General features: G+C 71.3%; 18 protein-coding genes. 16 read left to right on the forward strand and 2 right to left on the reverse strand.

The window, feature by feature from the left end; all coding sequences use genetic code 11:
* Positions 1 to 160: 160 nt before the first annotated feature.
* The 5 genes from OG875_RS21580 to OG875_RS21600 are packed head-to-tail and all read left to right on the forward strand — an operon-like array spanning position 161 to position 6779.
* Positions 161 to 1279, forward strand: coding sequence for a DegT/DnrJ/EryC1/StrS family aminotransferase (locus OG875_RS21580; RefSeq protein WP_330175865.1), 1119 nt, complete (start codon positions 161 to 163; stop codon positions 1277 to 1279).
* On the forward strand, positions 1276 to 2298 hold the full coding sequence (locus OG875_RS21585; protein WP_330175866.1) for a Gfo/Idh/MocA family protein: 1023 nt from the start codon (positions 1276 to 1278) through the stop codon (positions 2296 to 2298). The genes OG875_RS21580 and OG875_RS21585 overlap by 4 nt, the downstream gene beginning before the upstream one ends.
* Positions 2288 to 3868 carry a glycosyltransferase family 4 protein gene (locus tag OG875_RS21590; protein ID WP_330175867.1) on the forward strand — a complete coding sequence of 527 codons (1581 nt, stop codon included), beginning with the start codon at positions 2288 to 2290 and terminating at the stop codon, positions 3866 to 3868. Before OG875_RS21585 ends, OG875_RS21590 begins: the two co-directional genes overlap by 11 nt.
* Entirely contained in the window at positions 3865 to 5499 is a 1635-nt protein-coding gene (locus tag OG875_RS21595; protein WP_330175868.1) for a glycosyltransferase family 2 protein, read from the forward strand. The genes OG875_RS21590 and OG875_RS21595 overlap by 4 nt, the downstream gene beginning before the upstream one ends.
* Positions 5496 to 6779: a nucleotide sugar dehydrogenase gene (locus tag OG875_RS21600; protein ID WP_330175869.1), complete on the forward strand. Its 1284-nt coding sequence runs from the start codon at positions 5496 to 5498 to the stop codon at positions 6777 to 6779. Before OG875_RS21595 ends, OG875_RS21600 begins: the two co-directional genes overlap by 4 nt.
* 69 nt (positions 6780 to 6848) lie before the next feature.
* Here the strand turns inward: OG875_RS21600 and OG875_RS21605 are convergent, their stop codons facing one another.
* Both OG875_RS21605 and OG875_RS21610 read right to left on the reverse strand, forming a co-directional pair.
* Positions 6849 to 7448, reverse strand: coding sequence for an acyltransferase (locus OG875_RS21605; RefSeq protein WP_330175870.1), 600 nt, complete (start codon positions 7446 to 7448; stop codon positions 6849 to 6851).
* Positions 7449 to 7514: 66 nt separating this feature from the next.
* Positions 7515 to 8591, reverse strand: coding sequence for an acyltransferase family protein (locus OG875_RS21610; protein WP_330175871.1), 1077 nt, complete (start codon positions 8589 to 8591; stop codon positions 7515 to 7517).
* Between the two features lie 383 nt (positions 8592 to 8974).
* Here OG875_RS21610 and rplU point away from each other — a divergent pair, with 383 nt between their 5' ends.
* From rplU to OG875_RS21665, 11 genes are all read left to right on the forward strand, one after another.
* The gene (gene rplU / locus OG875_RS21615) at positions 8975 to 9298 is read left to right on the forward strand and encodes a 50S ribosomal protein L21 (protein WP_330175872.1); all 324 of its coding nucleotides are present in this window, start codon (positions 8975 to 8977) and stop codon (positions 9296 to 9298) included.
* 14 nt (positions 9299 to 9312) lie between these two features.
* Positions 9313 to 9570 carry a 50S ribosomal protein L27 gene (gene rpmA, locus OG875_RS21620; protein ID WP_330175873.1) on the forward strand — a complete coding sequence of 86 codons (258 nt, stop codon included), beginning with the start codon at positions 9313 to 9315 and terminating at the stop codon, positions 9568 to 9570.
* Between the two features lie 161 nt (positions 9571 to 9731).
* A complete protein-coding gene (obgE, locus tag OG875_RS21625; RefSeq protein WP_330175874.1) occupies positions 9732 to 11168 on the forward strand; it encodes a GTPase ObgE in 1437 nt (478 codons plus the stop codon).
* Between the two features lie 467 nt (positions 11169 to 11635).
* Complete coding sequence (locus OG875_RS21630) at positions 11636 to 13669, forward strand: glycosyltransferase family 4 protein (RefSeq protein WP_330175875.1); 2034 nt, start codon at positions 11636 to 11638, stop codon at positions 13667 to 13669.
* 294 nt (positions 13670 to 13963) lie between these two features.
* Positions 13964 to 15466, forward strand: a complete 1503-nt coding sequence (locus OG875_RS21635; RefSeq protein WP_330175876.1) for a bifunctional cytidylyltransferase/SDR family oxidoreductase — start codon at positions 13964 to 13966, stop codon at positions 15464 to 15466.
* Positions 15467 to 15607: 141 nt separating this feature from the next.
* The gene (locus OG875_RS21640; RefSeq protein WP_330175877.1) at positions 15608 to 17752 is read left to right on the forward strand and encodes a hypothetical protein; all 2145 of its coding nucleotides are present in this window, start codon (positions 15608 to 15610) and stop codon (positions 17750 to 17752) included.
* Between the two features lie 584 nt (positions 17753 to 18336).
* The gene (gene proB, locus OG875_RS21645) at positions 18337 to 19464 is read left to right on the forward strand and encodes a glutamate 5-kinase (RefSeq protein ID WP_330175878.1); all 1128 of its coding nucleotides are present in this window, start codon (positions 18337 to 18339) and stop codon (positions 19462 to 19464) included.
* A gap of 162 nt (positions 19465 to 19626) precedes the next feature.
* The gene (locus OG875_RS21650; protein ID WP_330175879.1) at positions 19627 to 20154 is read left to right on the forward strand and encodes a hypothetical protein; all 528 of its coding nucleotides are present in this window, start codon (positions 19627 to 19629) and stop codon (positions 20152 to 20154) included.
* Between the two features lie 94 nt (positions 20155 to 20248).
* Positions 20249 to 21541: a glutamate-5-semialdehyde dehydrogenase gene (locus OG875_RS21655; protein WP_330175880.1), complete on the forward strand. Its 1293-nt coding sequence runs from the start codon at positions 20249 to 20251 to the stop codon at positions 21539 to 21541.
* 69 nt (positions 21542 to 21610) lie between these two features.
* Positions 21611 to 22207, forward strand: a complete 597-nt coding sequence (locus OG875_RS21660) for an SCO2584 family spore wall biosynthesis protein (RefSeq protein WP_330175881.1) — start codon at positions 21611 to 21613, stop codon at positions 22205 to 22207.
* A 72-nt stretch (positions 22208 to 22279) separates the two neighbouring features.
* Complete coding sequence (locus tag OG875_RS21665) at positions 22280 to 23380, forward strand: SCO2583 family membrane protein (RefSeq protein WP_330175882.1); 1101 nt, start codon at positions 22280 to 22282, stop codon at positions 23378 to 23380.
* Positions 23381 to 23456: the final 76 nt, after the last annotated feature.

Raw genomic sequence — 23456 nt, forward strand, 5'->3', positions numbered from 1 at the left:
CGGCGACCGGCCCGTACAGGGACCGGGACAGCGGTCCCACATTCCTGGCAGGGCGTCGGCCGTCGCGCCGCACGGGTACTCGCGGCCTCGTGAGACGCCCGCTGCACCCCAGACCTCTGCCCCAGAGAGCTTTCGCGGTGTTTCAAGGAGGACGACGTCCATGTCGAGCAGTGAAGTGCAGCCCATCCCCGCAGCCCGCCCGGTCATCGGGGAAGAAGAGATCGAGGCCGCGGTCCGTGTGCTGCGCACCGGACGGGTCGTCCAGGGGCCCGAGGTGGCCGCGTTCGAGGAAGGCTTCTCCGAACTGGTCGCCGGCCGCCACTGCGTGGCTGTGAACTCCGGCACATCGGCACTCCACCTGCTGCTGCTCGCCCTCGGTATCGGTCCGGGCGACGAGGTGATCGTGCCCTCGTTCTCGTTCGCCGCCTCCGCCAACGCGGTCCGCCTCGTCGGCGCCGACGTCGTCTTCGCCGACATCGAGCCCGGCAACTTCGGCCTCGACCCGGCCGCCGTCGAGGCCGCGATCACCCCGCGCACCGCCGCGATCATGCCGGTCCACCTGTACGGCAACCCGGCCTCGATGGACCGGCTGATGCCCCTCGCCGACAAGCACAAGCTCGCCGTCGTCGAGGACGCCTGCCAGGCGCACGCCGCCTCGCTGCACGGCACCCCGGTCGGCGCCTTCGGCTCCGGCGGCACCTTCAGCTTCTACCCGACGAAGAACATGCACTCCCTCGAGGGCGGCATGATCTCCACCGGTGACGCCGAGGTCGCCCGCACCCTGCGTCTGCTGCGCAACCAGGGCATGGAGCAGCGGTACGCCAACGAGATCGTCGGCGCCAACATGCGCCTCACCGACGTGGCCGCCGCCATCGGCCGGGTACAGCTCGGCAAGCTCCCCGGCTGGACCGAACGGCGCCGCGAGAACGCCGCGTACCTGAGCGCCAACATCACCGCGCCGGGCGTGGTGACCCCGCCGGTCGCCGAGGGCGCACACCACGTCTACCACCAGTACACCGTCCGGATCACCGGTGACCGCGACGCCGCCATGGCCGCGCTCACCGAGGCGGGCGTCGGCAACGCCGTGTACTACCCGACCCCCATCCACCGGCTGCGGCCGTTCTGGGAGCCGGACCAGAAGGCCGGACGCGACTGGGACCTGCCGGAGACCGAGCGGGCCGCCGCCGAGGTCGTCTCCCTCCCGGTGCACCCCTCGCTGTCCGAGGGCGACCTGGAGCGGATCGTCACCGCCGTGAACACGCTGGGAGAGAAGCTGTGACCACCGGGATACTGCGCGCCGGACTGATCGGTCTGGGCTCGATGGGGCGCCACCACGCACGCGTACTCGCGGGCCTCGACGGTGTGACGCTCGTCGGCGTCGTCGACCCGCTGGGCGACAAGAACGGGCTGGCCCAGGGCGCGCCCGTCCTGTCCACCGTCGAGGAACTCCTCGCGCTCGGTGTCGACTACGCCGTGATCGCCTGCCCGACCGCCCTGCACGAGGAGGTCGGCCTCCAGCTCGCCGAGGCCGGGGTCTGCGCGCTCATCGAGAAGCCGCTGGCCGACACCGTGGACGGCGCGCGCCGACTGGTCGAGGCGTTCGAGTCGCGCGACCTGGTCGCCGGCGTCGGGCACATCGAGCGCTGCAACCCGGCGCTGCGCAGCCTGCGTGCCCGGCTGGAGGCCGGTGAACTCGGCGACGTGTACCAGGTGGTGACACGCCGTCAGGGACCGTTCCCGCACCGCATCGCCGACGTCGGCGTGGTCAAGGACCTCGCCACCCACGACATCGACCTGACCGGCTGGGTGACCGGCCAGACGTACACGTCGATCTCCGCCCACACGGTGTCCAAGAGCGGCCGTCCGCACGAGGACATGGTCTCCGCCGTGGGCCGGCTCTCCGACGGGACGATGGTCAACCACCTCGTCAACTGGCTGAGCCCGCTCAAGGAACGTTTCACCTCGGTCACCGGCGAGCGCGGCTGCTTCATCGCCGACACGCTCACCGCCGACCTGACCTTCTACTCCAACGCCGCCGTGACGACCGAGTGGGAGGCGCTGCGCGCCTTCCGCGGCGTCGCCGAGGGCGACATGATCCGCTACGCCATCCCCAAGCGCGAGCCGCTGCTGGTGGAGCACGAGCTGTTCCGGGACGCGGTGCTCGGCAAGTCGCACGACATCTGCACCCTGCGGCAGGGACTGCGCACGGTCGAGGTGGCGGCGTCCGTCCTCGAGTCGGCCGCGAACGGCACGACCGTGGTACTTGAGACAGGAGACCCCGCAAGCCATGTCGGCTGACAATCTGGTGGCCCAGCGGAACGCGAGCTCACGCGGGCGGATCGTGATGCTCGTGGACAACGGCGTGAACGGTGACTCCAGAGTCCAGAAGGAAGCACGTTCGGCGGCGGCGGCCGGCTGGGACGTGATCCTGCTCGGCAAGTCGCCCACGAAGAGCGAGCAGACATGGCGCCTCGGGGACGCCGAGGTCAGGCTGCTGCCGGTGGCCAACCCCATGCACCGGCGCCGGTACGAGTACCGCCGCGCGATCCTGCGCGCCCCCCTCGCCTACCGGCCGGGGCCGCTCGCCGCGTACCGCAGGCAGAAGATGAAGGCGTGGCGCGCCGAGCTGAACCTCCGGCTCATCGAGGCCCGGCTGGCCGGTTCGGCCGTCCGGCGGCTGGCCCTGATCCCGCAGCGCCTCGCCTCCAACCTGATGAGCAAGTGGGTCGGGCTGCGCGCCCGGCAGGCACGCTCCCTGGAGCGCCGCCGCAAGGACATGACGTCTCCGCTGGACCGCTTCTCGACCTCCTTCTGGCAGCGCACGATGGGCGTGCGCGCCTGGCGGCGGCTCGACCCCTTCCTGTGGGACATCGAACTCGCCTACGGCAAGGTCATCGACGCCCTCGACCCGGATCTGATCCACGCGAACGACTTCCGCATGATCGGTGTGGGCGCGCGGGCGAAGCTGCGCGCCAAGGGCCGGGGCCGGGAGATCAAGCTGGTCTGGGACGCGCACGAGTTCCTGCCCGGCATCAAGCCGTGGAACCCGCACCCGCGCTGGCACATCGCCCAGATCGCGCACGAGAGCGAGTACGCGGCACACGCGGACGCCGTCACCACCGTCTCCGGGACGCTCGGCGAGATGCTCGTCGAACGCCACGGCCTGCCCGCCGCCCCCGAGGTCGTGCTCAACGCCCCGGACGCGGAGATCTCCCCGGAACAGGCCGCCGAGCCGGTGCCGGACCTGCGCGCCCTGTGCGGGATAGGACCCGACGTCCCGCTGACGGTCTACAGCGGCGCGGCGGCCCCGCAGCGCGGCCTCGACATCATGGTCGAGTCCCTTCCGCGACTGCCCGGCGTCCATGTGGCGTTCGTGGTGCTGCGGCCCACCTCGGAGTACATGAACTCGCTGCTGCTGAGGGCGGCCGAACTGGGCGTCGCGGAACGGGTCCACATCCTCCCGTACGTGCCGCACTACCAGGTCGTGCCGTTCCTCGCCGCGGCGGACATCGGGGTCATCCCGATCCACCACTGGCCCAACCACGAGATCGCACTGATCACCAAGTTCTTCGAGTACTCCCACGCCCGGCTGCCGTTCGTGGTGAGCGACGTGAAGACGATGGGGGAGATGGTCGCGAAGACGGGGCAGGGCGAGGTCTTCACCGCGGAGGACGTCTCGGACTACGTCCGCGCGGTCGAGGCGGTCCTCGCCGACCCCAAGCGGTACCGCGCGGTGTACGACGACCAGGGGCTGCTCGCCGAATGGACCTGGGAGGCGCAGGCCGAGATCCTCGACGGCGTCTACTCCCGGCTCCTGGGCCGCGCCCGGGGCACGGCCGAAGCCAGGGCGACCCGGGTGGCGGCATGAGCGCCGCGCCGGACGTCACGGTCGTGGTGGCCGTGTACAACACGATGCCGTATCTGACCGAGTGTCTGAACTCGCTCGTCGGACAGAGCATCGGTCTCGGGCGCCTGGAGATCGTGGCGGTGAACGACGGGTCGACCGACGACAGCGGCGCGGAACTCGACCGCTTCGCCGAGCGGTACCCCGGCACCGTCAAGGTGATCCACCAGACCAACAGCGGTGGCCCGGCGGCCCCCAGCAATCGCGCCCTGGAGATCGCCACCGGCCGTTTCGTGTACTTCGTCGGCTCCGACGACCACCTCGGCGAGGAGGCCCTGGAGCGCATGGTCGCCTGCGCCGACGAGCACGGGTCGGACGTGGTGGTCGGCAGGATGGTCGGCACCAACGGCCGTTACGTCCGGCAGACGCTCTACAAGAAGAGCGACCCGGACATCAGTCTGTACGACTCCGACCTGCCGTTCGCCCTGGCCAACACCAAGCTCTTCCGGCGCGAACTGGTCGAGAAGCACAAGCTGCGTTTCCCCGAGGACCTGCCGGTCGGCAGCGACCAGCCGTTCACCATCGAGGCGTGCGTCCGCGCGGAGCGGATCTCCGTCCTCGGCGACTACACGTACTACTACGCGGTGAAGCGCGGCGACGCGAGCAACATCACCTACCGCGCGAACCATCTGTCCCGGCTGCACTGCACCACCCGCATCATGCGGCACGCGGCGGAGCTGATCGAGGCGGGTCCCCGGCGTGACGCCGTGTTGAAGCGGCACTTCACCTGGGAGCTGGCCAAGCTGATCCAGGACGACTTCCTGCCGCTCGATGCCGCCACGCAGCGTGAACTGTGCGCGGGAATAGCGGAACTCGCCGACGACTACCTGACGGACGGCCTGCGCGACTCGCTCGACGTCAAGCGCCGGGTCCGGATCCTGCTGGCCCAGCGCGGTGCCGTGGCCGAACTCGGCAGGGCCATCGCCGACGAGGCCGGACACGGTGCGCCGCCGTTCCTGCTCGACGCCGGGCGGGCGTTCGCCGTCTACCCCGGCCTGCGCGACCCGGCCCTGCAACTGCCGGACCGTGGTTACGAGTTGGTGGGAGAGGCGGTCCCCGGCCGGCTGGCCGACGGGACGCGGCTGCTCTCCGCCGAATGGGAGCGGACCGGCGACACGCTGTTCGCCGTGTTCGCCGTACGGATCGGGATCACCGGACACACCGACTCCGCCGTGATCCGGCTGGCCCGCACCGCGATGCCCGCGAGCGCCGACAAGGCGGCGGCCCGCCGGCTGCCCGCCGGGCACGAACTCCCCGACGCCGTGGGCGAGTTCACCCGGATCCCGGAACCCGGTGGTGGGGGCGGCACCGTCCTGACCGCGCGGGTCCCGCTCCCGCCGGCCAAGGTCAAGGCGGGCGTCCGCGTCTACGTGGACGTGGCCGGCTCGACGTACGAGATCCCCGTCCGTACCCGTGGCCTGCCGATGCCGCTCGCCCGCCGCTGGGGCGACCGCGTCCCCTACCGCGCCTCGGCCAATGTGAATCCCAAGGGACGACTGGTGATCACCACCGCTCCGCTGTGGGAGCCGACACCGTCCTTCCGCGCGCGGGTGCGAAGCCTGCTGCCCCGGAACAAGAGGAAAGTAGCCCGATGAACATCTGTGTAGTCGCGCTCGGCAAGATCGGTCTGCCGCTCGCCGTGCAGTTCGCCGCCAAGGGCCACCGCGTCTTCGGCGCCGACGTCAACGAGAAGGTCGTCGACCTGGTCAACGCCGGTACGGAGCCGTTCCCCGGCGAGCACGACCTGGATGTCAAGCTCAAGCAGACGGTCGGCGCCGGGCTGCTGACGGCCACCACCGACACCGCCGCCGCCGTCGCGCAGTCCGACGCCGTCGTGGTCGTCGTCCCGCTCTTCGTCGACGCCGAGGGCGTGCCCGACTTCGGCTGGATGGACAACGCCACCAAGGCGATCGCCAAGGGCCTCAAGCCCGGCACCCTCGTCAGCTACGAGACCACCCTGCCCGTCGGCACCACCCGTACCCGCTGGGCGCCCATGCTCCAGGAGGGCTCCGGGCTCACCCCCGGCGAGGACTTCCACCTGGTCTTCTCGCCCGAACGCGTCCTGACCGGGCGGGTGTTCGCGGATCTGCGCCGCTACCCCAAGCTCGTCGGCGGCATCGACGAGGCGTCCGCCAGGCACGGCGTCGAGTTCTACGAGTCCGTGCTGGACTTCGACGTACGCGAGGACCTGCCGCGCGCGAACGGCGTCTGGGACCTCGGCACCGCCGAGGCGTCCGAGCTGGCGAAGCTCGCCGAGACCACGTACCGCGACGTCAACATCGGTCTGGCCAACCAGTTCGCGCGCTTCGCCGACCAGAACGGCATCGACGTCAAGAAGGTCATCGAAGCCTGCAACAGCCAGCCCTACAGCCACATCCACCAGCCCGGCATCGCCGTCGGCGGCCACTGCATCCCGATCTACCCGCGCATGTACCTGTGGAACGACCCGGCGGCGACGGTCGTGCGCTCGGCGCGCGAGGCCAACGCGGCCATGCCCGAGTACGCGGTGGACCTGCTGGCGGCGGCGTACGGCGACCTGGCCGGCGTGAACGTGCTCGTCCTGGGCGCCGCCTACCGCGGCGGCGTCAAGGAGACCGCGTTCTCCGGCGTCTACCCGACCGTCGAGGCCCTGCGCGCACGCGGCGCCGTGCCGTACGTCTCCGACCCGATGTACACGGCCGAGGAACTGACCGCGCACGGCCTGCCGCCGCACCAGGGCGAGAAGGTCACCGCCGCCGTGCTCCAGGCCGACCACGCCGAGTACCGCGACCTGAAGCCGGCCGACCTGCCGGACGTCACGGTCCTGGTCGACGGCCGCCGCACCACCGACCCGGACGCCTGGCGCGGTGTGCGCCGTGTCGTCATCGGCGGCTGACGGCTCCCGGCAGACCGCAAGAGGCCCGAACCACGGTGGTTCGGGCCTCTTCGCCGTCCGGCGACGGTGTCAGCGGCGCTCGGTGAGGACGCCGTCCTTCTCGTCGTGCAGCGCGCCGGTCCTCGGGCACTCCCACACCCCGGGCTCCGCGTCCCGCTCCACGAGCTTCACACCGGCCCGCCCGACCCAGCCGATCCGGCGGGCGGGCACGCCCACGACCAGCCCGAAGTCCGGCACGTCCTTCGTGACGACGGCCCCGGCGGCGATCATCGCCCAGCGGCCGATCCGTACGGGCGCGACGCAGACCGACCGGGCGCCCAGCGAGGCGCCCTCCGCGATCTTCACGCCGACGGCCTCCCAGTCGGAGCCGCGCTTCAGGGTGCCGTCCGGGTCCACGGAGCGGGGGTTCAGGTCGTTGGTGAGGACGACGGCGGGCCCGATGAAGACCCCGTCGGCCAGCTCGGCGGGCTCGTACACCAGCGCGTAGTTCTGGATCTTGACGTTGTCGCCGATCCGGACCCCGGTCCCGACATAGGCACCCCGCCCGACCACGCAGTTCTCGCCGAGACGCGCGTTCTCCCGGATCTGCGCGAGCTCCCAGACACTGCTGCCGTCACCGACCGCGGCGGTCTCGTCGACCTGGGCGGTGGGCTGGACCCTGTAGTTCACGCTGCTGCCTTCCGGATGTCCGAGTGCGTTTCCGACGGCTGAGCATACGTCGCGGGCCGCGGGAGGCTACGCCCGCGTCCCGGCACCGTCCCGCCGCAGCGCCCAGCTCATCCGCGGCTCCACCACGTACCGGAACACCCTCCGCACCGGCGGTGTGCACAGCGCCGTCACGAGCAGCGCGGCGGTCAGGGTCACCGCGATCCGGCCGGCCGGGGTCTCCAGGAACGGGTGGTCGTAGCCGCCGAGGTAGCGCGCGCCCCGGACGAGGAAGCCGTGCAGCAGATATCCGTAGAGCGTCCCGGCGCCCAGCACGGTCATCCACAGGCGACGGCGCGGCACCCACGCCAGGAAGCACGCGCCCAGCACCAGCGCGACGGCGAACAGCAGCAGTGTCATCGCCGCACCCGCCCAGACCGGCTCACCCAGCTCCCGGGCCCCGTAGCTCCTGAAGAACCAGGACGTGGACATGCGCGGGACCGACCAGTAGGCGCCCAGCAGCGCGACCAGGCAGACGGGCACCGCCGCGACCCGCACCCGGGTGCGGCGCAGAGCGGCGAAGTGCTCGGGGCGCAGACACAGGCCCAGCACGAAGAACGGCAGGAACTGAAGGACCCGCATCAACTGGAGATCGTCCCCGATCCCGGTCGACATCGACGCGAACGCGGCGACGGCGAGCGCCAGGGGCACCGGCCACCGGACCAGCTGCCAGAACGGCGTGGTGATCCGCCACAGGAAGAGAGCGGGCAGGAACCAGAGCATCCAGTACGGGTCCGCCGGGGTCAGCGGGAAGCCGGGGTCCTCCACGGCGCGGTGGAAGAGGGTGTACGCCACCTCGAAGATCGCGTACGGCACGAGAATCCCGGTGAACAGCCGCCACACCCGTTTCGGGCTCATGTCGAAACCGCGTGAGAAGTAGCCCGCGATCACGATGAAGACGGGCATGTGGAAGGCGTACACAAAGCTGTACAGCGCCTCCACCACCCGCCCGCTGCCCGGCAGCGGCTCCCACGCGTGCCCGACCGCGACCAGCACGATGGCCAGATACTTCGCGTTGTCGAAGAACGGATCCCGCACCCCGGCGGCGTCCCCGGCACGCGTGTCGGCGGAGGTTTCGGGAAGCGTCCGGGAGAGGGATGAGGCCATGGCGACACCCTAGATCCCGCCACATCCGTGGCTCCTGCGGGCCCGCCCCGCCGGTGATTCGCCAAAGGCCCCACCGGTCCCGGGGGCGGACGGCACCACCGGGCGCGTCAAGCGCGCCGTCCTGCGGGCCGACCCGTGGCCGCCCACTCCCCGGGACGGCTCGCGCCCGGCTCCCCACCTGGTTTGACCCCCCGCGCGGCCGACCCGTAGTCTCTACCTTCGGCGTGTTTCTGTGCGCGCCTGCTCCTGAGCACCTCACCTACCGGTGGCTGTCATCGACGCCGCCGGCGGAGGCCGCTCGTCCGATCCGGATGCGGCGGGGTCCCCGGGCCCCGTGAGCGGCTGGCATCAGGAGTCCCGTTCCGAGCGAGAGTGAGTTCCGCGTGTACGCCATCGTGCGCAGCGGTGGTCGCCAGCACAAGGTTGCTGTCGACGACATCGTTGAGGTTGACAAGATTCCCACGGCCAAGGTTGGCGACACGGTCGAGCTCTCGACCCTGCTCGTGGTCGACGGCGAGGCCGTGACCAGCGACCCGTGGGTGCTGGACGGCATCAAGGTCACCGCCGAGGTCGTGGACCACCACAAGGGTGCGAAGATCGACATTCTTCGCTACAAGAACAAGACCGGTTACCGCCGTCGCCAGGGCCACCGCCAGCAGTACACGGCGATCAAGGTCACCGCGATTCCCGCCGCGGCGAAGAAGTAAGGGACTGAGGAGACATGGCACACAAGAAGGGCGCATCGTCCACCCGTAACGGGCGCGACTCGAACGCTCAGCGGCTCGGCGTGAAGCGCTTCGGCGGTCAGGTCGTGCTCGCCGGTGAGATCCTCGTCCGCCAGCGTGGCACCCACTTCCACCCCGGTTCGGGTGTGGGCCGTGGTGGCGACGACACGCTGTTCGCGCTCACCCCCGGCGCGGTCGAGTTCGGCAAGAGCCGTGGCCGCAACGTCGTGAACATCGTTCCGGTCGCCGAGTAATTCGGTACCCGTAGAGCGATCTTCGATCGGTTTCTCGCGAGGGCGGACCTCACTTCCCGTACGGGAAGCGGGTCCGCCCTTCGCGTGTTGAACGCGTGGAACCCACTGGACCCGACGGTCCGGTGAAGGCAAGACTTTCCGTATGTACTGGAGGCACCACCATGACCACCTTCGTGGACCGCGTCGAATTGCATGTCGCCGCGGGTAGCGGAGGCCACGGCTGCGCCTCCGTACACCGTGAGAAGTTCAAGCCGCTCGGCGGCCCCGACGGCGGCAACGGCGGCCGGGGCGGGGACGTCATCCTGGTCGTCGACCAGTCGGTGACGACGCTGCTCGACTACCACCACTCGCCGCACCGCAAGGCCACCAACGGCAGGCCCGGCGAGGGCGGCAACCGTTCCGGCAAGGACGGCCAGGACCTCGTCCTGCCGGTCCCCGACGGCACCGTCGTCCTCGACAAGCAGGGCAACGTCCTCGCCGACCTGGTCGGCCAGGGCACCGTCTACGTGGCCGCCGAGGGCGGTCGCGGCGGACTCGGCAACGCCGCGCTCTCCTCCGCCCGCCGCAAGGCCCCCGGCTTCGCGCTCCTCGGCGAGCCCGGCCGCTCCGGCGACGTCGTCCTGGAGCTGAAGACCGTCGCGGACGTCGCGCTCGTCGGCTACCCGAGCGCCGGCAAGTCGTCGCTGATCTCCGTGCTCTCCGCGGCCAAGCCCAAGATCGCCGACTACCCGTTCACCACGCTCGTCCCCAACCTCGGTGTCGTCACGGCCGGTTCGACCGTCTACACCATCGCGGACGTCCCCGGTCTGATCCCCGGCGCCAGCCAGGGCCGCGGCCTCGGCCTGGAGTTCCTGCGCCATGTCGAACGCTGCTCGGTCCTCGTGCACATCCTGGACACCGCGACGCTGGAGTCCGAGCGCGATCCCGTCTCCGACCTCGACATGATCGAGGAGGAGCTGAAGCAGTACGGGGGTCTGGAGAACCGCCCGCGTATCGCGGTCCTCAACAAGATCGACATCCCGGACGGCCAGGACCTCGCCGAGATGATCCGGCCCGAGCTGGAGGCGCGCGGCCTGCGGGTGTACGAGGTGTCCGCCGTGGCCCGTACCGGGCTGCGGGAACTCTCCTTCGCGCTCGCCGAGATCATCGCCGCCCAGCGGGCCGCCAAGCCCGTGGAGGAGGCCACCCGGATCGTCATCCGGCCCAAGGCCGTGGACGACACCGGCTTCACCGTCACGCTGGAGGAGGACGGCCTGTACCGCGTCCGCGGCGACAAGCCCGAACGCTGGGTCAGGCAGACCGACTTCAACAACGACGAGGCCGTCGGTTATCTCGCGGACCGGCTCAGCCGGCTCGGCGTCGAGGCCGAACTGATGAAGGCGGGCGCCCGGTCCGGCGACGGTGTCGCGATCGGCCCCGAGGACGACGCGGTCGTCTTCGACTGGGAGCCGACCGTGATGGCCGGCGCCGAGATGCTCGGGCGGCGCGGTGAGGACCACCGGCTGGACGCACCCCGTCCGGCGGCCGTACGGCGCAGGGACCGGGACGCGGAGCGGGACGACGCGGACAAGGAGTACGACGAGTTCAAGCCTTTCTAAGGCGTGTTGCGAAAGTCGCGCCCGGCCCGGTCCTGACACGCGTTCGAGTCCGGTCCGGGCCGGGTTCGAGTCCGTACCCGCCGATTTCGAGCGGTGACGACCCTCTCACCCCACGCGACGGCTCCGACGGCACAGGCCGCGGTCCGCTCCCTTCGGAGCGGGCCGCGGCCTTCGTCGTACACACGTCCCGCGACGCGCCCGTTGGCCGAAAGACAGCTGCGGGTATTGAGCGATATGGGCGGAATAATAGGCATGCGGTTTCTCCTCACGCGTGCGCACAACCGTTGACCGCGTTGACCCGTCTTGCCTGAGGGGGCGGCAGGTGCCGGTTCCGCGAAGTGCCGCTGTCCGCCGGGAGGCCGGGCGGGACTCTCGCGGACGGGGGCCAGGGCCGCGTGAACCCGTCCGGAACCACAGGGAACCCCGGGACCGACCACCCGGGATTCCGATCACCGAACGGAGCGTTGATGAAGATCTCTTTCCTCATCCACACCATCTACGGCATCGGCGGCACCATCCGCACCACGCTCAACCTCGCCGAGGAGTTCGCCGACCAGCACGAGGTCGAGATCGTGTCGGTCTTCCGGCACCGGCCCGTCCCGCTCTTCGACGTCGACCCGCGGCTCACCCTCGTCCCGCTCATCCACACCTGGAAGGAGTCCCCGGAGTACGAGAAGGAACACCCGCTCCATCTCAGGCCCGCCGAGCACTTCCCGCGCCACGAGGCGCGCTACCGCGAGTACAGCAAGCTGACCGACGAACGCGTCAGGGAGCACTACGCCCGCTCGGACGCCGACGTCGTCATCGGGACCAGACCCGGACTCTCCGCGTACGTCGCCCAGTTCGCCCCGGTGAGCGCCGTGCTCATCGGCCAGGAACACATGACGTACAACCACCACAAGCCCGCGCTGCGCAACGAGATGTACCAGCACATCGACGCCCTCGACGCCTACGTCACCGTCTCCGAGGGCGACGCCGCCGTGTACCGCGAGCAGATGCCGCTGCCCGCGACCCGGGTGCTCGCCATCCCCAACAGCGTTCCCGAGCCGCCGATCGAGCCGTCCACCGGCTCCGGCACCACGATCGTCGCGGCAGGACGGCTCTCCGCCGAGAAGCAGTACGGCGTGCTGATCGACGCCTTCGCCAAGGTCGTCGCCGTACGCCCGGAGTGGGACCTGCGGATCTACGGCGGCGGCCCGGAGAAGGAGAACCTCCGCAAGAAGATCGACACCCTCGGCCTCTACAACAGCGTGCGCCTCATGGGCTCCGTCTCGCCCATCGAGCCCGAGTGGGCCAAGGGCGCCATCGCCGCGTCCACCTCACGTCACGAGTCCTTCGGCATGACCCTCGTGGAGGCGATGCGCTGTGGGCTGCCCGTCGTCAGCAGCGACTGCGACTACGGCCCCCGCGAGATCATCCGGCCGGGCGCGGACGGCCTGTTGGTGCCGGTGTCCGACGCCGGCGCGGTCGCCGACGCGCTGCTCACCCTCATCGACGACGAGCCGCTGCGCCGCCGGATGAGCGAGGCGGCCGTACGCAACGCGTCCCGCTTCGACCCCGGCCAGGTCGCCAAGAAGTACGAGGAGCTGTTCGGCGAACTGCGTACGGTCTCCGCCCAGCGCGCCGCCCTGGGCGACTTCGTCCCGGTCGCCGACTGCGCGGTGGAGCCCGGCGGCGCCCTCACCTTCGCGCTCGTCGCCCCCGGCGCCGCCGCCGCCCACGAGGGCATGAGGCTGATCTGCGTACGCGCGGACGCCCGCACGGAGGAGCGCGCCTTCCCGCTCTCCGCCGCCGGCACGGTCACGATCCCGGCGGACGCGGCGTTCAGCGAGGGAGTGTGGGAGTGCTTCGCCGAACTCCCCGAAACAGGGCGGCGGGTACGGATCACCGCCCGCTCCGTCGACCAGCGCGGCGCGATGGGCGCGTGCGCCCGCGCACGCCAGGGCGACCCGGTCCACCATCTCGTGCCGTACGCGTCCCGCCCCCGCAAGCACCTGGCCTTCCGCGCCTGGGTCCGGCCGGTGCACGCCGAGGCCGGGGACATCCACGTCGAGGGCAAGCGCATCACGGTCGCGGGCGAGCTGTTCGGCGCGGGCACGATGGACCGGCGCCCCTCGCTGGTGGTACGCCGACGGGGCAAACCCGCCGAGGAGTTGACGTACGCGGGCAGCAGGCAGGGGGAGCGCGGCTTCCGCTTCACGTTCCCCGCCTCGGGGCCCGCGGGCCGTCAGATCGCCGGGTCGGAGTCGTGGGACCTGCTGCTCAAGTACGCCCCCGACGCCGCCCCGGTGAAGGTCGCGCGGGTGCTCGACGACGTCGTCGAGAAGCGGCCGATCTACGAATACCCCGTCACCGAGGTGCGCAAGAGCAGGCCGTGGGGACCGTTGCGCAGAGTGGCCCGTAAACTGAGGAGCCGGCCGGCCCAGTGGGTGCGCGTACGCATCATGTACATGGGCGCCAACGACCTTGTCGTCAATGTGGCGGACGCGCCGGCGAAATAGCGCGGAAACAACGGGAACCCTTCGCCAGCAGGGGATTTCCCTTACATGACGCTTATTTCGCGGTCGTGAAACGGCGGGCGCGAGGTAGAGGTCCCGTGGAGGTACCGGCCGGGCCGGTGTGCCGATGTGGCATCGGTCACGCCGCACTTGGCCGGAACTCAACCTAATCTGGCTGGCCAGAGGGTGAACAGATGGTTTCCTGTGGGTGAGGGGTATCCGGCGTCCGCCTTGCGAGACGGTCACGGAGAGTGCGACCATCACGGCGTCCCCACTCGTCTCAAGGTAGGTCGTTCTGTGTCTGTGCCGCATGCAGCCCCCCTCCGCACCACGGCCGTCGTGCTCGCCGGTGGTACCGGTCAGCGCGTGGGCCTGTCGATCCCCAAGCAGCTGCTGAAGATCGCGGGGAAGGCTGTCATCGAGCACACGCTGTCGATCTTCGAGCAGTCCGACTCGATCGACGACGTGATCGTGCTGATGGCGCCGGGCTTCGTGGCCGATGTGGAGAAGATCGTCACCAAGGCCGGTCTGACCAAGGTCACGAAGGTCATCGAGGGCGGCCAGACCCGCAACGAGACCACCGAGCGCGCCATTTCGGCCCTCGGCGAGGGCCTGGCGGACGGCGAGGACCGCAACGTCCTGTTCCACGACGCCGTACGCCCGCTGCTGTCACAGCGCGTCATCAAGGACTGTGTGGAGGCCCTCGACCGCTACGAGGCCGTCGACGTCGCCATCCCGTCCGCCGACACCATCATCGTGACCCGCACCCACGGCAGCGACGGCGAGTTCATCACCGAGGTGCCCGACCGCTCCCGGCTGCGGCGCGGCCAGACGCCGCAGGCGTTCAAGCTGTCCACCATCCGCAAGGCGTACGAGATCGCCGCGGGCGACCCCACCTTCCAGGCCACCGACGACTGTTCGGTGGTCCTGCGCTATCTGCCCGACGTGCCCATCCACGTCGTCGCGGGCGACGAGTACAACATGAAGGTCACCCAGCCCGTCGACGTCTTCATCGCCGACAAGCTGTTCCAGCTCGCCTCCACCGCCGCCCCCGCGCAGGCGGACGAGGCCGCCTACCGCGAACTGCTCTCCGGCAAGACGCTGGTCGTCTTCGGCGGCTCGTACGGCATCGGCGCCGACATCGCCGCCCTCGCCGAGCGGTACGGCGCCAAGGTGTACGCCCTCGGCCGCTCCACCACCGGCACCCACGTGGAGAACCCGGAGCACGTGGACGACGCGCTGTCCCAGGCGTATTCCGCGACCGGCCGGATCGACTACGTCATCAACACGGCGGGCGTCCTGCGTATCGGAAAGCTCGCCGAGACGGACAACACGACGATCCAGGAAGCGCTGAACGTCAATTACCTGGCGCCCGTCCAGATCGCCCGTGCCTCGTACAAGTACCTGGCCGAGACCAAGGGCCAACTGCTCCTCTACACCTCCAGCAGCTACACGCGCGGGCGGGCCGAATACAGCCTTTATTCGTCCACCAAGGCGGCCATGGTGAATCTCACCCAGGCTCTCTCGGACGAATGGGCCGCCGACGGCATCCGGGTGAATTGCGTCAATCCGGAACGCACCGCGACCCCCATGCGCACCAAGGCGTTCGGCGTCGAGCCGGCCGGCTCGCTGCTCTCCTCCGAGGCCGTCGCGCGCACCTCGCTCGACGTTCTCCTGTCCGAACTGACCGGTCATGTGATCGACGTACGGCAGCAGGACCCGACCCGGGAAGCCTCTTCGGAGGCGTCGGGATTCGAGCAGGCGCTGGCCTCGGTTCTTGACCGTCAGGAAGATGTGTAATAATTCTCCACAAGTTTGCATTTACGGGCCTTTGCAGTCGCCTTTCGGGCGAATTGCAGAGGCCCGTGTGCGTGAAGCCCCGACTTCACAATTCCCGCCAACCGTGAAATAACCGGCACCCCCTCCTGGAGCAGGTTCTTCGTGATTTCGACCGCCATCCGCCTGGCCCGCGTGGGCAGCCGGGCCGAGCTCGCCGCGGCAGCCCTCATGGCCCTGGGCTACCCCTGCGTCATGCTCGCCGCGCTGATCCCGAACCTCTGGTTCTTCGCGGCCGCCTGCGCCGCGACCTACGGCGCGGACCGGTTCCTGCACCAGCGGAACAGCTACCTGATCAACCGGCTCAACAAGGTGCGGGCCGGTCTCTCGATCCGCTTCCTGGTACGCCAGTTGCTCCTCGTGCTGCTCCTGGCCCGGATGGGACTGGCCGAAGAACCCCTGTTCTACGCGGCGGTCGCCGGATTCCTGCTCTTCTACGGCCTCCAGGCACCCCAGGGCGCGCTGGCCACCCTGATCCGGCTGCGCCGCGCCATGCCGGTCGTCACCCGCAACGTGGACCTGCACGCCGTACGCATCCCGGACGCCCCGCCCAACTCCCTGGTCAGCCGCTCCGCCGAGAAGATGCTGCACCTCGACGTGTTCGCGCTGGCCGGCCTGCTCGTCGCGGCGCGGAGCGGCATCGACCTGTACGGCTACGCGGGCCTCGGCCTCACCCTCGTACTCGGCCTGGTCTACATCCTGTTGCTGGTGCCGTACCTGCGCCGCAGCCGCCGCGTCCCGCCCGCGCCGGCCGTCCTCGGCGCCGTCGACAACTGGCTGCGGGAGTACCAGCCCTCCGTGGTCCTGTACTTCTCCGGCTCCAAGGAGTCCGCCTACCAGGTCAACATGTGGCTGGAGACCCTGGAACAGTCCGAGGGCCGGCCGCTGGTCGTCCTGCGCGAGCAGGCGATCATGACGCAGCTCGGCCCGACCTGGCTGCCCGTCATCTGTGTCCCCGGCGGCACCCACCTGATGAACATGGACCTGTCGACGGTCCGGGTCGCGCTCTACGCGGCGAACGTCGGCAAGAACATCCACCTGCTGCGCGTGCCCACCATGAAGCACGTCTTCATCGGCCACGGCGACAGCGACAAGATCGCCAGTGTCAACCCGTTCAGCAAGGTCTACGACGAGGTGTGGACGGCCGGGCGGGCCGGCCGCGACCGCTACGCGCTGGCCGACGTCGGCGTGCGCGACGACGACATCGTCGAGGTGGGCCGCCCGCAGCTCGCCCCGATCAGGACCGGCACGGGCGTCCCGGCCCACCCCGTACCGACGATCCTGTACGCCCCCACCTGGGAGGGCTGGGACGACAACCCCGGCAACACCTCGCTCCTGCTGGCCGGGGAGAACATCGTCAAGCGGCTGCTGAACGCCGAGAAGCCGGTCCGGGTCATCTACAAGCCGCACCCCTTCACCGGCATCCGGAACAAGAAGGCCAAGACCGTCCACCACCGCATCACGGCGATGATCGAGGCGGCCAACACGGCGCGGGCCGCCGAGCCCGGCCGGGCCCGGGAGGTCGCCGACGCCGAGGCCGGACAGACCGCCGCCCGCGCCGAGTTGACCCGTATCGAGCAGACACTCGCCACGCTCACCGTCACCGGCCGCTCCGGCGGCGACGAGTCCGAGGAGTCACGCGTCTCGCTCGCCGACCCCGAGCGGCTGGAGCGGGCGAAGACGCTGCGCGCCGAGTGGAACGACGCGTACTGGCGCACCTTCGGCCGGTGGGAGCACCGCGTCGTCACGGGCGCCCAGCCCCGGCTGTACGACTGCTTCAACCAGTCCGACGGAATGGTTTCGGACATCTCCAGCGTGGTCTCGGACTTCATCGCGAGCGGCAAGCCGTACGCCGTGACCGACTCCGCCCAGCTGGGCGCCGAGGAGTTCAGGCGGCAGAACACGGCCGTACGGGCCGCGGTGATCCTCTCCAACAGCGCGGCGGAACTGGACGAGTTGCTGACGGCCGTCGCCGATCCGGCGGCCGACCGGCTGGCTCCGGCGAGGCGCGAGCTGAAGACCTATCTGCTCGGACCCGACGAGCCGACCTCGATCCAGCAGTTCAACGCCGCCGTCACCGCGCTGACCGCCAAGGCCGAGGCCCGGAACACGGGCGTCGCGCAGCGGCTGAGCGCCCAGGAACAGCCGGGCACGGAACCGGAGCGCGAGCCGGCCGCCGACCCGGAGGCCGCGGAGGCCGCCGCCGAGACCACGGAGCCGAACGGAGCGGAAACCCCGGTCGCCCGCTGACCCCCGCCCCACCCGCCCGGCCCGGACCTCCCCTTGAGGGGGAGGTCCCGGGCCGTACGCGCAGGGGCTTCCGCTCTGCCCCCGGCGGTGCGGACGCCAAGCTGGCTCCTCCCAGCCACCCGGGGGGTCGGCCGTGCCCGCTCCGCGTGCGGGCGCCCGCCTCGTCTCCGGCGGTGTAGTCGGCCGATGCGCGGGCCGTACGGGCGTGCAGGGGGTGCTCCGGTGCGCGGGAGGGACGTCGGCCGGGACGCCTCGTGCCACGTACCGGCTCCGCCCGCCCCCGGCGGACCTGGCGCCTTCGCCGATGTGCGGGCCGTACCTGTACGGGCCCCTCCCGGTGCGCGGAAGCCCGGCCGTGCCCGCTCCGCGTACGGGCTCCTCCCGGCGCCCAGGAGGCCACCGCCCCGCACCGCGTACGCGCCCCCCGCCCCCAACTCGCCCGGCGCCCCGCCACGGACGCAGGCGCAGCCCGTACACCCGCCCCCGCGAAGACCCCGCACATCCCGCTCCGGGGGCCGGTGTTTCGTTGTCCAGCGCGTGGAACGGGGGCGCGGCGATCCCGGCCGTTGGCATACATTCGGGCCGTGACAGTGGCAAGGCAGCACGTAACGGAAGCCCGCAGGATCGTCGTCAAGGTGGGCTCCTCCTCGCTCACCACCGCCGCCGGCGGGCTCGACGCCGACCGGGTCGACGCACTCGTCGACGTGCTCGCCAAGGTCCGCTCCGGCGGCGAGAAGGAGATCGTGCTCGTCTCCAGCGGCGCCATCGCCGCCGGCCTCGCCCCGCTCGGCCTCACCCGCCGCCCGCGCGACCTGGCCCGTCAGCAGGCGTCGGCCAGCGTCGGCCAGGGGCTGCTCGTCGCCAGGTACGCCTCGTCCTTCTCGCGGTACGGGCTCCGCGTCGGCCAGGTCCTGCTCACCGCCCACGACACCAGCCGCCGTTCCCACTACCGCAACGCCTACCGCACCCTCGACCAGCTGCTCACCATGGGCGCCGTCCCCGTCGTCAACGAGAACGACACCGTCGCCACCGAGGAGATCCGCTTCGGCGACAACGACCGGCTGGCGGCTCTCGTCGCCCATCTCGTCCGCGCCGACCTGCTCGTCCTGCTCTCGGACGTGGACGGCCTGTACGACGGCGACCCCAGCAGACCCGGCAGCTCACGCATCGCGCGCGTGGACGGCCCCGAGGACCTCGCCGACGTCACCATGGGCAGCGCGGGCAAGGCCGGACTCGGCACCGGCGGCATGGTCACCAAGGTCGAGGCCGCCCGGATCGCCGCCGCCGCCGGGATCCCCGTGGTCCTCACCTCGGCCGGCCACGCGGGCGACGCACTCGCCGGACGCGACACCGGCACGTACTTCGGCCCCACCGGCCGCCGCTCCGCCGACCGGCTGCTCTGGCTCGCCCACGCCTCGACCCCCCTGGGCGCGCTGACCCTCGACGACGGCGCCGTCCGGGCCGTCGTGGAGCGCCGCACCTCGCTGCTCCCGGCCGGGATCGCCTCGGTGGAGGGCGAGTTCAGCGCCGGGGACCCGGTCGAGCTGCGCGACACCGCGGGCCTGGCCGTGGCCCGTGGCCTGGTGAACTTCGACGCCAAGGAGATTCCCCAGCTCCTCGGCCGCTCCACCCGGGACCTGGCACGGGACCTCGGCCCCGCCTACGAGCGGGAGGTCGTCCACCGGGACGATCTGGTCGTTCTGCGTCCCTGACCGTCCCGACCGCCCCGACCGCCGGTGAAACGGCTGAAAGTCCGGTCTTTCGGAAGGGACCTTTACCGAAACGACCCCATCTCCCGTCCCGGGCTGGTCAACTTTGTCTCAGGGGAAAGAGGCGGGGTAGCAGTACGACGACGCAGCAACAGGAGGCCGCCGGTGAGACGAACGCGCCCGGGGGCGGGGTCCCCCGGGTCAGGAGGAGGCACCTTGCACGCCCGGAGGGCCGCGGGGGAAGAGCGCACACTGACCAGCGTCGGAGCCGGGCCGGACTTCGGCGGGCTCGACGACGTGCGGGACCCGGGCACGGCCCGGAAGGCACAGTCGCGCGAGGAGGACCGCGCACTGTCCAAGCTCTGGCACATCACGCTCAGCGTGTCGGGGCCCGAGGCGCCGCTCACCGAGGTCAGACGGGGCCTCGAACAGCTCGCCCACGACCATCCCTTCCTGCTGACCAGCCGGTACGCCGTCGACCACGCCGAGATCCGCTACTGGGAAGAGGCCCGGGACCTGCACGACGCGGCGGCCGTCGCCCTGCGGCTCTGGGGCGAACACCGGTCCAGCGCCCGGCTTCCCCCGTGGGAGATCGTCGGCCTCGAAGTCATCGACCGGGAGACCTACCACCTGCGCATCGCGGAGGGGTACGGTCCGCCGCCGGCGGCACCGGTGGGCGTCCACCCGTTCTGACGGCCGGGGCCGCGTCCCACCCGGAGGGGGCGCGGCCGTCTCGCACTACGGGATACGGGGGAAATGCCCGCGTCGGGCGCACTACCCTGCGGGCATGACCTCGCTCTCGCCGTACGACAACCTGACCCCGGTCACCAGGACCGCCTACCGCGCCCGCTCCGCGGCCGCCGATCTGGCTCCGCTGCCCCGCTCGGTCAAGGACGACGCGCTGCTGGCGATCGCCGACGCCCTGGAGGTCCGCACCCAGGAGATCATCAGGGCCAACGGCGAGGACGTCGAGCGCGCCAGGGAGGCGGGGACCAGCGAGGCGATCGTCGACCGGCTGACCCTCACCCCCGAGCGGGTGCGGGCCATCGCCGCCGACGTACGGGACGTGGCCGCGCTGCCCGACCCGGTCGGCGAGGTCGTGCGCGGATCGACCCTCCCCAACGGGATCGACCTGCGCCAGGTGCGGGTCCCGCTCGGCGTGGTCGGGATCATCTACGAGGCCCGCCCCAACGTCACCGTCGACGCGGCGGCGCTCTGTCTGAAGTCCGGCAACGCGGTGCTGCTGCGCGGCTCGTCCTCCGCGTACTCCTCCAACACCGCCCTCGTGCGCGTGCTGCGCGACGCCGTCGGCGGGGCCGGACTGCCGGCCGACGCGATCCAGCTCGTGCCCGGCGACAGCCGCGACTCCGTACGTGAACTGATGCGCGCCCGGGGCCTGGTGGACGTGCTGATCCCGCGCGGCGGCGCCTCGCTGATCCGTACGGTCGTCGAGGAGTCCACCGTTCCCGTCATCGAGACCGGCACCGGCAACTGCCACGTGTACGTGGACGCCGAGACCGACCTCGACATGGCCGTCGACATCCTCATCAACTCCAAGGCGCAGCGCCCGAGCGTCTGCAACGCCGCCGAGACCCTGCTGGTCCACCAGGACGTCGCCGCGGCCTTCCTGCCGCGCGCGCTGGACGCGCTGGCCGAGGCCGGGGTCACCGTGCACGCCGACGAGCGGGTGCTGGAGTTCACGGAGGCGGCGGGCGGCACGAAGGCCACGGTCGTGGCGGCCACCGCCGAGGACTGGGAGACCGAGTACCTGTCGTACGACATCGCCGCCGCCGTGGTCGACTCGCTGGACGCGGCCGTCGCGCACATCCGGCTCTGGTCCTCCGGCCACACCGAGGCGATCGTCACCACGTCACAGGCGGCGGCCCGCCGTTTCACCCAGTTGGTCGACTCCACGACGGTCGCCGTCAACGCGTCGACACGGTTCACCGACGGGGGCCAGTTCGGCTTCGGCGCCGAGATCGGCATCTCCACGCAGAAGCTGCACGCGCGCGGGCCGATGGGGCTGCCGGAGCTCACCTCGACCAAGTACATCGTCACCGGCGACGGTCACACCCGGTAGTTCCCGGGGAATCCCGCGTAATCTCCACTGTCTCTGCCGAAAACGCCCGGCCCGGTCTACTCTGAGAAGGTGCCGGACGACGTGGGGGGCAAGCCGTTCCCGGACGGCTGGGAGCCCGACGACGACCGCGGAGGCGCGGACGAGGACTTCGCCTCCGTGGTGTTCGACGAGGACTTCATCCGGGCCGCACCCGTTCACGAACCCACCGCCGTCGAGCGCCTGCTGGCGGCGGCCGAGGCGCGCGCCGACGCCGAGGCGGCCCGCGCGCGTGCCCTGCCCGGCGGACCCGACGACGACCGCTACGACGACGGCCGAGGGCCGGGGGAGTACGGCGACGGGCGGCCGTACGGCGCCGCGTACGACCCGGACGACCCGCACGGCGGGTTCGGCCCCTACGGACCCCACGGCGGCGCCCTGCGCCCCTACCGGGGCAGCGCCCGCTGGCACCGGCCCGTCGCCTGGATCCTCGCCGTGGTGATGGGGATCGGCATGGTCGCCCTGGCGTTCACCGCCGTCTACCGGGGAGCCGCGAGCGGCCACCGGCAGGACCGGGTGCCCCCGCCGGCCACCACCGGCGTCGACGCCTCGCGCGGCGGGGACGGGCCCACCGCCTCGACGGAGTACTCGGTCCCGGAGGTCTCGGCGGTACCACGCAGCGCGCCATGACCCGCGCGGCGTACCGGCGGCCCCCCGGCGCTCCCGGATTCCTGTTCCGCGTGTCCGTCCTAACCTGAAGCCATGGCAGGTCGCGGAGGTCGCGGAGATCCGCCCGAGGGCACGCCTGAGGAGACGCCCGGCGGTGAGGACGAGTACCGGTCCGTCGTCTTCGACGAATCGTTCGTCCGCGCTGCCCCGCTCCAGGAGTTCTCCGCCCGCGAACGCATGGGCGACCGGTCCCACGCCGTACGCCGAAGGGACCCCGCCGACCGGCCGCCGGCCGGTTCACCACCGCCCCGCCGGGGGTCGGTCCAGGTGCTGCTGCTGGTCCTCATCGTCGCCGTGGCCTTCGGGACCGCCGTCTATGTCGCGGTCAGGCCCCCGTACCAGCCGGCGATCACCCGTTCGGCGGAACAGCTGCGGATGACGGTCATTCCGCTCGCCCCGGCCGGCGCGGTCCCGGGCGGCACTCCCGCGAACCTGCTGAGGGACAGCCCGGCGGCGCGGTTCGGCGCGGGGGCCGCCGGAATCGAACTGCCCCCGGCCCGGCGCACCCCGCACTTCACCGAGAACGAGGTGACGGCCGCGCTGAGCACCGCCAAGGACTACCTCGTCGCCTCCTCCGTCGACCCGGACGTGCTGACCGGCGGCGGGCGGACCTCGGTGCGGGCACTGCTCGACCCGGCGCAGTTCGCCCAGTTCGACCAGACCTTCGCGGAGCCCGCCGACGACGGCAGACACGTGCCCGCCGGCTGGCTGGTGCGCTTCGACGCGGCGGCCGTGTCGCTGGCGGAGCCGACCGTACGTGTCCGGGGCACGCTCCGGTACGCGGAGTCGGCGGCCGGCACGATGGACGTGTTCGCCGATCACACCTTCGTCTACACGCTGCGCCCGCCCGGCGGGGCGGCGGGAGCGGACGCGTCGCTGTTCGCCGTCCGGCGCACCCTGCACTTCCGCTTCGACCGCGAGGATCTGGCCGCGCACCGGACCGAGTTGCTGAGCAGCCAGGTGCAGGCGGGGCCGCAGGCGTGCTCGGCCGAGGCGCCGGGCACCCTGCGCCCGCTGCTGGCGGGCGCCAGGGCGCGGCCGGTGGGTCCGGCGGGCACCGATCCGTTCGGGACGGGGCCACCGACGGCCGGGCTCTGCGGCGTACTCGACAAGGGCGCGCTGCCGGGTGGTTAGGGTCTGTCGCCGGACGGTCGGAGCCTGCCGTTCGGACCGGACCGGACCGGGCCGGACCGGGCCGGATCGGGCGTCC

The sequence above is a fragment of the Streptomyces sp. NBC_01498 genome (assembly GCF_036327775.1).
Lineage (GTDB): Bacteria > Actinomycetota > Actinomycetes > Streptomycetales > Streptomycetaceae > Streptomyces.

Excerpts from the sequence above, each read along its gene's own strand:
- OG875_RS21580 (WP_330175865.1), top strand. The coding sequence starts at position 161 with ATGTCGAGCAGTGAAGTGCAGCCCATCCCCGCAGCCCGCCCGGTCATC.
- OG875_RS21590 (WP_330175867.1), top strand. The coding sequence starts at position 2,288 with ATGTCGGCTGACAATCTGGTGGCCCAGCGGAACGCGAGCTCACGCGGG.
- OG875_RS21595 (WP_330175868.1), top strand. The coding sequence starts at position 3,865 with ATGAGCGCCGCGCCGGACGTCACGGTCGTGGTGGCCGTGTACAACACG.
- OG875_RS21600 (WP_330175869.1), top strand. The coding sequence starts at position 5,496 with ATGAACATCTGTGTAGTCGCGCTCGGCAAGATCGGTCTGCCGCTCGCC.
- OG875_RS21610 (WP_330175871.1), bottom strand. The coding sequence starts at position 8,591 with ATGGCCTCATCCCTCTCCCGGACGCTTCCCGAAACCTCCGCCGACACG.
- rpmA (WP_330175873.1), top strand. The coding sequence starts at position 9,313 with ATGGCACACAAGAAGGGCGCATCGTCCACCCGTAACGGGCGCGACTCG.
- obgE (WP_330175874.1), top strand. The coding sequence starts at position 9,732 with ATGACCACCTTCGTGGACCGCGTCGAATTGCATGTCGCCGCGGGTAGC.
- OG875_RS21630 (WP_330175875.1), top strand. The coding sequence starts at position 11,636 with ATGAAGATCTCTTTCCTCATCCACACCATCTACGGCATCGGCGGCACC.
- OG875_RS21655 (WP_330175880.1), top strand. The coding sequence starts at position 20,249 with ATGACCTCGCTCTCGCCGTACGACAACCTGACCCCGGTCACCAGGACC.
- OG875_RS21665 (WP_330175882.1), top strand. The coding sequence starts at position 22,280 with ATGGCAGGTCGCGGAGGTCGCGGAGATCCGCCCGAGGGCACGCCTGAG.